The sequence below is a fragment of the Anaerosporobacter sp. genome, assembly GCF_965301125.1.
The window spans coordinates 1-12011 of sequence record NZ_CBDLAM010000127.1 but is presented as its reverse complement, the minus strand read 5'-3'; the positions used below and the strand labels follow the sequence as shown (position 1 = coordinate 12011).

Annotated in this window: 10 protein-coding genes; all 10 read left to right on the top strand. The window is 34.3% G+C overall.

The genetic code is table 11. The features are described 5' to 3' along the window. The first annotated feature begins 62 nt into the window (after positions 1-62). Positions 63-1553 (top strand): glutamate synthase subunit beta, encoded by a 1491-nt coding sequence (locus tag ACW2QF_RS13480; protein WP_455716528.1) that lies wholly within the window; start codon positions 63-65, stop codon positions 1551-1553. A 258-nt stretch (positions 1554-1811) separates the two neighbouring features. Beyond that, complete coding sequence (locus tag ACW2QF_RS13475; RefSeq protein ID WP_455716526.1) at positions 1812-2510, top strand: hypothetical protein; 699 nt, start codon at positions 1812-1814, stop codon at positions 2508-2510. A gap of 241 nt (positions 2511-2751) precedes the next feature. After that, a complete protein-coding gene (locus tag ACW2QF_RS13470; protein WP_455716525.1) occupies positions 2752-3324 on the top strand; it encodes a hypothetical protein in 573 nt (190 codons plus the stop codon). Positions 3325-3405: 81 nt separating this feature from the next. Beyond that, a complete protein-coding gene (locus ACW2QF_RS13465; RefSeq protein ID WP_455716524.1) occupies positions 3406-5004 on the top strand; it encodes a flotillin family protein in 1599 nt (532 codons plus the stop codon). A 452-nt stretch (positions 5005-5456) separates the two neighbouring features. Next, complete coding sequence (locus ACW2QF_RS13460; protein ID WP_455716523.1) at positions 5457-6071, top strand: cytidylate kinase-like family protein; 615 nt, start codon at positions 5457-5459, stop codon at positions 6069-6071. A gap of 5 nt (positions 6072-6076) precedes the next feature. Next, positions 6077-7297 carry an AI-2E family transporter gene (locus ACW2QF_RS13455; protein ID WP_455716522.1) on the top strand — a complete coding sequence of 407 codons (1221 nt, stop codon included), beginning with the start codon at positions 6077-6079 and terminating at the stop codon, positions 7295-7297. A 304-nt stretch (positions 7298-7601) separates the two neighbouring features. Continuing rightward, positions 7602-8435, top strand: a complete 834-nt coding sequence (locus tag ACW2QF_RS13450) for an ABC transporter ATP-binding protein (RefSeq protein WP_455716527.1) — start codon at positions 7602-7604, stop codon at positions 8433-8435. Between the two features lie 97 nt (positions 8436-8532). Next, entirely contained in the window at positions 8533-10725 is a 2193-nt protein-coding gene (locus ACW2QF_RS13445) for a COG1361 S-layer family protein (RefSeq protein ID WP_455716521.1), read from the top strand. Between the two features lie 18 nt (positions 10726-10743). Then, a complete protein-coding gene (locus ACW2QF_RS13440; protein WP_455716520.1) occupies positions 10744-11292 on the top strand; it encodes a hypothetical protein in 549 nt (182 codons plus the stop codon). Then, positions 11282-12011 (top strand): ABC transporter permease (locus ACW2QF_RS13435; RefSeq protein ID WP_455716519.1); only part of this gene is annotated, 730 nt, incomplete at its 3' end. The genes ACW2QF_RS13440 and ACW2QF_RS13435, both read left to right, overlap by 11 nt.

Below are 12011 nucleotides of genomic sequence, written 5' to 3'. Positions count from 1 at the left end.
CTAACAAAGGGTTATGGGTTACCTTTATCAACCTAAATATATTATATAAGGAGACGGTAATTATGGGAAAACCAACTGGATTTATGGAATATGAGAGAAAAGGGAATCAGTCAGTAAAGCCATTAGATAGAATTGAGAATTTTAATGAATTCCACACCCCTTTATCAAAAGAAGAACGAAAAAAACAAGGTGCTAGATGTATGGAATGTGGTGTTCCATTCTGCCAATCAGGTATGACGATTGGTGGAATGACATCGGGTTGTCCACTTAATAATTTAATACCTGAATGGAACGATTTATTATTTACAGATAATATGGGTCAGGCATTAAATCGTCTCTTAAAGACTAATAATTTTCCTGAGTTTACTGCAAGAGTATGTCCTGCCCCATGTGAAGCGGCTTGTACCTGTAGTTTGAATGGGAATGCAGTAACAATCAAAGAAAATGAATATGAGATTATCGAGAATGGATTCGAGAAGGGATTTATTAAAGCAAATCCTCCTAAAATCCGTACAGGGAAGAAAATCGCCATAATTGGTTCTGGTCCTTCTGGTCTTGCAGCAGCAGATCAATTAAACAAGCGAGGTCATCTTGTAACTGTATTCGAACGTGAAGACCGTGTTGGTGGGTTATTAATGTATGGTATTCCTAACATGAAGCTAGAGAAACACATTATTGATCGTAGAATAGATATTATGAAAGAAGAAGGCATTACATTTGTAACAGGTGCTGATGTAGGTGGCAATTACAAAGCAAACAAGATTACGAAGGAATTTGACAGCGTTATCTTAACTTGTGGTGCTTCAAACCCAAGAGATATTAATGTACCTGGTAGAAATGCAAAAGGAATTTATTTTGCAGTAGATTTCTTAAAATCAACTACAAAGAGTTTATTAGATTCAAATCTAAAAGAAGGAACTTACATCAGTGCAAAGGATAAGAATGTTCTTGTAATTGGTGGTGGTGATACTGGTAATGACTGTGTTGGTACATCAGTTAGACATGGCGCAAAATCAGTTATTCAATTAGAAATGATGCCAAAACTACCTGACCAAAGAGCAGAGAACAATCCTTGGCCAGAATGGCCTCGTGTCTGCAAGACAGATTACGGTCAAGAAGAAGCGATAGCAGTATTCGGCCATGACCCAAGGGTATATCAAACAACTGTAAAAGAGTTTGTAACAGATGAAGCGGGTAACGTATGTAAAGCAAAACTTGTGAAGTTAGAAAGCAAATTCAATGAAGAGACAAAACGTTACTTCATGGCAGAAGTTGCCGGAAGTGAATATGAAGTTGAAGTTGATTTAGTACTGATAGCGGCAGGGTTTGTAGGTGCACAAAGCTATGTGGCAAACGCTTTTGGAGTTGAACTTAACGAAAGAACAACTGTAGCAACTGCTAAAGGGTCATATAAAACAAATGAAGATAAGATTTTCGTAGCAGGTGATATGCGCCGAGGACAATCACTTATCGTATGGGCAATTCGTGAAGGTCGTGAGGTTGCCAAAGAAGTAGATACACATCTTATGGGATATAGTAATTTGAATATATAGAATAGGATTGCTACTTCATATATGCATATAAATAGGTTAATATATAGGTAATAGGAAAGTCATAGAAACATGATGGTTATAGCAAGCATGTTTCTATGACTTTTTGTGAGTTATAGATAGATGAAGTGATAATATTCTGCTGTTTTATTATCTTAAATTATGGTGATATAACTTGCTGTAAATGGATATAAATGGTAGAGTATAGATAATGCGTTTTTTCGAAGCTATATTAATAAAAAGTATATGGGGAGGAGCTTCATGAAGATTAAGGTACAACTTATTTGCTTAGTTGTAGTAGTGTTGATTGGTGTTACTAGTTGTTCTAATGAAAAGCAAAAGAATAGTAATAAAACTTCCATAAATACTGAGGTTGATAAAGTTGTAGAGACAAAAATTAAAGAAAATAAACAAGAATTTGAGGTAGAGAAGGATAAGATTACGATACATTTTGAACTGTACGGTTTGAATCAAGAGAAACAAGAAGATGGAACAACAAAGCTTAATGTAGAAGGTATCTCAGCAAATTACGATGAGAATTCTCTCCCGTTTTTATCCTATGTGTTTGCATTACCACAGGATACAGCATTGGATGATATAGACGTTGCATCATGGTCCGCAACAGTGCATACCATAGAGAATATTAAAATTGCTAATCTAGGTATAAGCCCTATACAAAGTGAAACAGGTGATGATACATGGGAATCAGCAATAGATGATGGTTTCAAAATCAAAGCATTTGTACAGAAGTACCAAGGAATACCTGTTGTATATGTTTCAATATATCCTGTCGTTTATAATGAGGAATTACAACAAGTGAAATTTATTGAAAGTGGAGATTTTCAACTTGATCTTAAGGAAGAACCATGGGATATAACTCATTACGATTCACTGGAACGTGTAAAGAATGTTGTTGATAATCCGGATATTATAGACTCCTATATAATATCAGAGAAATAACTAAATACAATTTATTCCATATGAGAGTCGCCTAATCATTACTGGTTAGTTGGCTCTCATACTTAGTTAAATATGATTTTGTTATAAAGGCTAAACCTATCTTAAATCAAAAGTTAATAAATTTTTAATCAAAAGGAAGGTTACATGGTGTATAATATTAAAAAAGTAAATGCATCTGTTTAACGCTCTATGGTTTAAGTGAAAAATAGTGAGTGTGTGGAAAGGGGGGAGATTAGTTTATATGGATCGAGCATATACAATATGTATGTTAGTTGGTTTTGGGATACCTTTGTTATCTTTATTATTAGGTCAGATCACAGATATTATTGATGGATTTTTTGATGGAATATCTAGTATGCTAGAAGGCTTGCATATCGATTTGAATATTGAAATAGGTAGTATGCATCTATGTCTATTACCCTTCTCGGTACAGAGTATCTGTGCAGGATTATTAGTATTTGGGGCAGTAGGAAAGATGTTGATTCATAAGAGCAATCAGGTCTTGTGTATTATAATAGCGGTAGTATTAGCATATCTTGTAGCTATTATAATACAGAGTTTAATACATAAGTTAAAGAAAATTGAACATACCACATATTCGAAAGAGCAATTACTTTTGTTTGATGCAAAAATCGTAAATACAATTATTCCAGGAGGCTATGGAAGTGTAAGTATTACTACATTAGATGGTATTACAACATCATATCCAGCCAAATCTGCGATTCCTACAGAAGGAATACGGCAAGATACAAAGGTTAGAGTGCTTTACTTTGAGAAGAATGTTGCAATTGTAGAGAAAGTAGAGGAGTTTTAGTAATATTTATGATAGTAATCAGATTAAGATCTGTTTCACTATAGATAAATTAAAGGTTAATGAGGTTAAGGAGGGTATAGTATGCCAGAAGATTTACAAAGTATGTTACCAGTACTTCTAATCATTGCTGGAATTATCATTATATTAATGGTGATTTTATCAATGTGGAAGAAAGTACCGCAAGACAAAGCAGCAGTTGTAACAGGTTTGAAGAAGAGGATTATTACTGGTGGAGGTGGTCTTGTAATTCCTATATTCGAAAGAATTGATTACATATCACTTGGTAATATCCAAATCGATGTTGTAACAGATGAGAGTATGTCATCACAAGGTGTACCAATTGCTGTTATTGGTACAGCAGTAATTAAAGTTAAGAATGAACAGAGTTCTATTTTTAATGCAATTGAGCAATTCACAGGAAAGAATGAAGCGATGATCGAACAATCCATTCGTAGTACAGCAACGAATGTACTGGAAGGAAAGCTACGTGAAATTGTATCGACTATGACTGTTGAAGAAATCTATCGCGATAGAGAGACATTCTCTTCTAAAGTTCAGGAAGTAGTAGGAACTGAGTTAACAGAGATGGGACTTGAGGTTAAAGTCTTCACAATTAAAGATATCAATGATAGCAATGGATATATTCAAGCTCTTGGTGTAAAACAAATCGCTGAGAAGAAGAAAGATGCTGAGATTGCAAAAGCTGAGGCAGATCGTGAAATGCAGATAGAAACATCTAAGGCAAAACGAGCTGGTGAGCAGGCTAGGTTACAAGCAGAAACTGAGATTGCAGAAGCTACTAAGTTAAAGCAAGTACAAGAAGCTGCTTATATGCAAGAACAACAGGCAGCAAAAGCAAAAGCAGATGCTGCATATGATATCCAAAAGAATATTACAAACAAAGAAGTAGTGTCAGCAGAGATGGATGCTGAATTATTGAAGCAAGAGAGACAAAAAGATATTGAAGCTGCTCAAGTACAGATTATGATTGCAAAAGAGCAGAAGAACATTGAACTTGCTCAAAAACAAGCAGAACGTAAGAAAGAAAGTCTTCGTGCAGAAGTTGTAGAACCAGCTATTGCTGATAAAGAGAAACAACAGACAATTGCAGATGCAGATAAGTATCGTAAGATAGCAGAAGCAGAGGCAGAGGCACAAGCACAGACTAGATATGCACAAGCAGAAGCAGAATCAAGAAAGATTAAAGCAGTTGCAGAAGCAGAGGCGATTAAGCAAACAGGTCAAGCGGAAGCAGATGTTATTAGCCAAAAAGGTGTTGCAGAGGCAAATGCAATTCGTGCAAAAGGTATCGCAGAAGCAGAAGCAATGGAGAAAAAGGCAGAAGCTTATCAAAAATATACTGGCGCTGCAGTTGCTGAGATGCTTATTAAAGTATTACCTGATGTTGCAGAGAATATTGCGAAACCATTATCACAGATTGATAAGATAATTATCATGGATGGTGGCGGTAACTCAGAAGGAAATGGTGTTGCTAATGTAGCTTCCAATGTTACTGGAGTTATGACACAGGTAATGGAATCTATGAAAGAAGTAACAGGAATCGATCTAACAGATTTAGTTAAAGCAAAGGGGTATGATGCACAAGTAACAAGAAATGTGAATATTAATTCCAATGCTAGTAAGGAAGTTGCAGCTACAATCGATGCACTGAATGAATAATAAATACTCCCCCTTATTGTTAATAAGGGGGAATTCTTAAATTTGTAAACTTCTGTGAGTAAACGGGATTTGCTACAGTTGTAGGTGAAACTACAAGCGGCGGAGGACTAGGAATCGAAGATTTTGCATATAAATTACCAAACAGTAAATTGCTTGTAGGTTATCGTGGAGACTATCCGTTGAATCAGGATGGTTCATGTAATCATGAAATGGGTACTATTCCTAATTTTCCAACAAGTAATAAGAATATTCTCGATGAGTGTTTAAAAATCATTGAGAACGGGAAGTATTAAGTTAAAAGTTTCAAATAATTCTGTCCAGAGCCTTTAAAAAGTGATATAATATAGCTAATCGAAGGAGAATCAAATACGAATTCGTATTTAATTGTCATTGATTAATTATAACTTAAGATATGAATTTACCTAAATAGATTGGTGAATGGAGGGATTGTTATGAATAAGATCATCACAATTAGTAGACAGTATGGAAGCGGTGGACGCGAAATAGGAGAAAAACTAGCTAAGAAGCTAGGCATTCCATTCTACGATAATGAATTAATTACTAGAGCTGCAAAAGAAAGTGGATTCACTGAATCTGTTTTTGAAAGAGCAGAGAGTAAGGCAACGAATAGTTTGTTGTATTCAATAGCTATGGGTATGAGTGCATATGGAAGTCAAGATTTGGGATTTAATAATTTATCTTTGGATGAAAGAATCTACTTGGCCCAAGCTGAAGTTATAAGAAAGGTTGCAACAGAAGGTTCTTGTGTAATTGTAGGAAGATGTGCAGATTACATATTGAAGGAAAATCCAAACGTTGTTAATGTATTTGTTTGGGCAGATATTAATAGTCGTGTTGAAAGAGCAACTACGATGTATAATATGCCTACGAAAAAGGCAGAAGAGAATATTTTAAAGATTGACAAGAGAAGAGCAAACTATTACAATTATCATGCTAACGAGAAGTGGGGAAAAGCAGAGAATTACCATTTATCTATAAAGAGTGATTATGTTGGCATTGATAATGCCGTGGAAGTAATAAAATTATATGTAGAAAAAGGTGTTTAATCAGAATGAAAGTTAAGGATAAGATGAACAAACAATACACCTTAGTATCCATCTATGTAATCGTAACCTGTATTGTTATCTATTGTCTTAGTTTGGTGGCAAAAAGTGCTCCAACTATCGTAGAAACATTGTTGCAAAAGCTTAACTGGATATTACGTGTAATGAAGCCAATACTATTAGCATTTGTATTTGCTTATATAACAGAACCAATAGTTGATTTTTTTGAGAATCAATATAAAAAATTATCTATATTTAAGAAAAAGCAAGGTTCTTGTAGAAACTATGCTGTCGTTACAACCTTGGGTATCATTTTATTAGTAGTAACAGCATTGATCTCGATGCTCGTATACAGTGTAACTGATCAGGTTCGATTTGCGAATTTTAATGATATTATAATTATTGTTACTGATTATATAAATTCACTAAATGATTTCATTAATCAGTTTATGGAAAAATTAGAAAGCTTGAATATTCAATCAGCAGAATTAAGTTCTTACGTGAAAGAAGCAACAGCATATCTGCTTAATGGACTAAAGGGCTTTGGAAACTCCGTACTACTATCATTAACGAATATTTCAAGCTATTTAACAACATTTATATTTGCGCTTATTATTGGTATCTATTTCTTAATTGATGGTGCCATGATCAAAAGATATGTTGGTAAAGTATCAAGAGCCTTATTAAGTACAAAATTTAATAATCGTGCTAAACAATTTATTCATGATGCAGATACAGTTTTTTCAGGGTATTTAAAGGGACAGTTAACGGATGTTCTTGTTATGATGGCGTTAATTAGTATTACTTTATCTATTATAGGTGTTAAATTAGGCTTTGTTATTGGTGTAATTGCTGGGTTAGGTAATTTAATACCGTATTTTGGACCATTTGTAGCTTATGCAGGAACTGTATTAGTATGTTTAATTAACGGTGATTATAAACGTATGATTATTGCTGTTATAGCATTATTCATCATACAAACAGTTGATGGTAATATTATTGGTCCAAAACTTCTAAGCCATAGTATTGAGATTCATCCATTACTAGTTATTATCTTTTTGATTTTCGGTAGTGCGATAGGTGGATTTTTAGGTATGATTTTAGCAGTACCAGTTGGATCACTGATTAAAGTATTATTTGTTCGTTTTATTGACTACAGATTAGAATTAAAGGATCTGGAAGAACAGGCAGCGATGAAAGCTGCTTCTGTAAAAACAGAAAAAAAATAAATTTAAAACCGTATTATAGCAATTAGCTTGGTTTCTAATTGCTATAATACGGTTTTTTGTCTTAATTAATACGATTTTAAGTATATTATTGTAAGGAATTCTTAAGAAAAAAATACTTCTATATTTGTCAAATTTAGAGTACGATTGTAGATGTAGGAATGTTTCTTACTTAGCTATATCATAGGTAATCGGTTATAAAAATCCGTTGAATTTATTTTCTAATTATTTAAGTATAGGGGGTGGGATAGTGGCTGATGAGAGAGAAAAAGTAATTGAAGTTCTTAATGTAAAGAAGATATATCGCATGGGGAGCGAACGAATTACAGCTGTGGATGATGTGAGTTTTGATATTTATAAAGGCGAGTTCTGCTGCTTGTTAGGAACATCTGGTTCTGGTAAATCAACTTTATTAAACTTAATGGCAGGTATAGAGAAATTAACAAGTGGACAGATTATTATAAAAGGCAAGAATATACATAAAATGAGCGAAAAGAATCTTGCAAAATTTCGTCAGAAATATCTGGGATTTGTATTTCAATCTTATAACCTAATGAATTCTATGACAGCTTTAGAAAATGTTGAGTTTCCTTTAGTGTTCAAACGGATACCATCAAAGAGAAGAAAAAAGATGGCAAGGGAGATGCTAGTTAAGGTTGGTCTTAAAACAAGACTTGCACATAAGCCAAAACAAATGAGTGGTGGACAGCAACAAAGAGTTGGTATAGCGAGAGCTTTCGTTGCAAAACCAGATATTGTATTTGCGGATGAGCCTACTGGAAATCTTGATACGAAGACAACAATGGAAGTAATGAACTTAATTAAAGAGGTCGCTAGAACGAATCATCAAACAATTGTAATGGTTACTCACGATAGAAGATTAGCAGAATTTGCAGATAAAATTATTAATATCTTAGACGGTAAGATACAGAGCATCGATTACTTTAATTCTGAGGAAAAGATGGACAAAGAAAATGTGAATGTAGCACAAGTTTCTGATTTGAACCAAGAAAATGCAGAAGTGGAAGAAAAAATGGAAGAAGAAATGAAAGATGTTATACACCAGAGCGCTGGCGTGGCACAATCAGAGAGTACAGATGAAAGAAAAATGGAAGAAGAGATAGCTGTAACGACTGATTAAGATCGTGAGTTGCTAGAAGAATATTGTCAGAAGAATAAGAGAATGAAAACTGACATAATGAAAATGGAAGAAGATAGGAATGAGGAGGAAAGTTATAATGAATGGAAATAAGAGGAAGAAGAAACTACTTTCTTATATTGCACTACTTGTAATGGTTTTTGTGAATATCTTTGGTAACACATTGGTGGGTAAGGCATCTGAGAGTACTTCACAATCAGTTAATTTCAAGGTTTCAATGAGTAAAGTTGAGATAAAAGCAGGTGCTACTCAACATGTTAGTATTCCATTTCAGATGAGTGGTACAGGTGTTATGGAATATCCAGATTTTTCTGTTGACGCTGATAGCAGTAGTCCCATAGATATTATATCTGATATTCAAATAATTGAAGATAGTAGTAAAAAGGAAGCAACAAATTTGTATCAAGGGGCAAAATACTTATTAGAATTTGATGTACAGGCAGATGAGTTGGCAGCCAATGGAAGCTATAAACTAACTATAAGCGGTACTGGAAATTATCAAGATCAAGATACTGGTTATATGGTACCGACATCATTTAGTTTCCCTAAAAAGTTGAGTGTTAAAGTAACAGGTCAAAAATCTGCATCAAAAATTAAACTTTCTAATATTGAATATAATGAAGAAGTTGAACAGGGAGAAGAATTTGACATATCACTAAAAATTAGTAATTCAGGTGACTTAACTGCTAAGGAAGTTAATGTATCATTAGGAGATTTTAGCTCTCAAACTGATATTGTACCAAACTATTCAACATCTGATATGTCTTTGGGAGATTTATCAACTGGAAGTGCAAAGGAAGTCACTTTCCCAGTAAAGGTAACAAAAAAAGCCGCAGCTGGAACCAAATCCTTAAAGGTTACGGTAAATTGGTATGATGAGAAAAAGAATGAAGGATATACGGAAACAGCAAATATTTTTATTAATGTAGTTGTTCCAGAAGATGATGTACAGAATAATGGTAAACCAAACATTGTTATTACTAATGTTACACAGTCTCCTGAAAAGCCAACTGCAGCGGGGAAAGTAACGGTAGTATTTACAGTTGAGAACAAAGGTAAGACCAAGGTTAAACAATTAAAATTTACTCCTTCTAATGTAGTAGCATCAGGACTTAGCCCAGTATCTTCAAAACCATATATATATATTGATGAGTTAAAAGCTGGTAAAAAGAAGACGGTTAAGCTACAATATGATCTATCAGAGGATGTTACGGAAGGGTTACATGAATTAACATATACATTTACATACAAATATTTAAATAAAGATGGTTCTGACTATGAGGATGCAACTGAGAATGTTAGTTTGTTCGTACGTGATGTTACCAATCCTAAAGTTACTGTAAATACAAGTGTTCCTAAATTAATTATCAGTAACTTTAATACTGGAGATGCAAAGCTAAAGGCAGGGGAAGTATTTACATTTACATTTGATGTTAAGAATACACATGCTTCTATTGCTGCTAAAAATATTAAAGTATCAATTTCTTCTGAAAATAATATATTTTCACAAACTGAGGGAAGTAATAGTTTCTATATAGAAGAAATACCAGCAGGCGCAACGATAACACAATCAATTGAATTGAAAGTAAAAGGAGATGCTGCTTCTAACGCATATCCATTGAAGATAACTTTTGATTATGAATATGAAGGTAAAACAGAAAGTGCCGATGGTAAGGCTGAGGAAGTTGGTACTGCTTCAAAAACTGTAGATGAAATATTGAATCTTCAGGTATCAGAGAATGCAAGGCCAGTAGTACAAGATATTTATTTAAGTTCATATGATGAGCCTCGTGTAAATGAAGCAACTACTTTGACATTTAATTTTTACAACATGGGTAAATCAACTCTTAGTAATGTAACAGCAACAGTTGTAAGTGACTATTATCAAGCGTCAGACACATCTACTAAGTTCATTGGTAATGTGGAAGCGGGGCAAGGTAATACATATGAAATTGATGTGATTCCATTGATGGAAGGGGATTGTCCAGGAAAGTTAAAAATTACTTATGAAGATAGTAATGGAGATACTATCGAATTATTTGCTGACTTCACGCAGTTTATTAATCCACAACCCACTATGGATCCTGGTACAGAAGGTGAACTTCCAGTAGAAACTCCAGTTGTACCAGAAGCTAAGAAAGCAATCTTGCCAACTTGGGCGTTTGTTATCATTCAGGTAGTAGTATTCTTTGTAGCAATTTTCGTAGCTAGAAAGATTGTTATCAGTTTATATAAGAGAAAATTACGTAGGCAAGAGGAAGAAAGCTTATAAGAGGGGAGATGAGGACAGATGTTTAATATCATGATTGATAATAATATGTTATATGAAGCAACTACAACTACTGAAGTTAAAGTTGACGATTCGACTGGTTCCGAAGCAAGTGGCGGTGAGAACTTATTAGAGGATTCAGAAGAAAGTACTGACGGGGCAACAGCGGATGTAGAGGGAGAAACCATAACGGATGCAACTACAGATACCGCTAATTCAGAGGAAGAAGAGGCTACAATAGATGAAACAAACACAGAGGGAGAAGAGCCTACAACAGATGAATCAAAACTAGAGGAAGAAGCAACAACGGATGAATCAAATGTTGAAGGTGAAGTAATCGATGCCTCTGGAGATACGGGTGATATGTCAGGGACAGGAGATATGTCTGGCTTAGAAGGCTCCGATGGTATGATGGGAGAAACTACTGGTACAACAACTAAGGACCCTTTCCTATCCAATTATGTACCTGTTATAGGAATAACAGCAGCTACTTTGGTTGTGGGAGCCATTATTGGAATTCTACTGGCAAAGAAGAAAATAAAAAAAGGAATTGATCTGTATGAAGATTAGTGATCTTATTAAGATGGGACTTCGAAATCTTAGTAGAAGAAAAGCTAGGACAGCATTAACGGTTGTTGGTGTAGTTATCGGTACCATTTCAATTGTTGTTATGATTTCAATAGGTATTGGTATGAATACAGGATTCAAGTCTCAGGTAATGGAACTTGGTAGTTTGACTACAATAACAATAAGTAAGTACGCGCCAATTAAAGATGATGAAGGTAATTATGTTGACTCAAAAGAGCAGATTATTAATGAAGATTTATTAAATTCAGTTAAGCAGATAAAACATGTAAAGACAGCGAGTCCAGTTTTTTATGCTGATGTAACCCTTAAGATTGGTAAAGGTGTAGAGGGGTATGCATATTGCGCTGTTATGGATTTAGATGCAATGAAGGAATTCGGTCTTCCAGATGTTCAGTATGGTGAATTGCCATCAGAAGATAATCCAGATACATTGATTATGGGAAGTGAAGTGCCAAAGAATTATTTCTATTCCACAAAAGGCAATAATGGAAGCCCTTATCAGTTTGAGCCTAGTAAAGATAAGTTATTGGCATATCTGAATTTTTATCAATATGCATTTAAGGATGACACAAAAAGACCAGAGTTTTATTTGGGAAATAATGTTGCAGTACTGCAACAAAACTCACAATATGATTACATGTGTTTTATGACATTAGATACGTATAAGAGATGGTACATGGAATCTATTGATTATTTAAAAG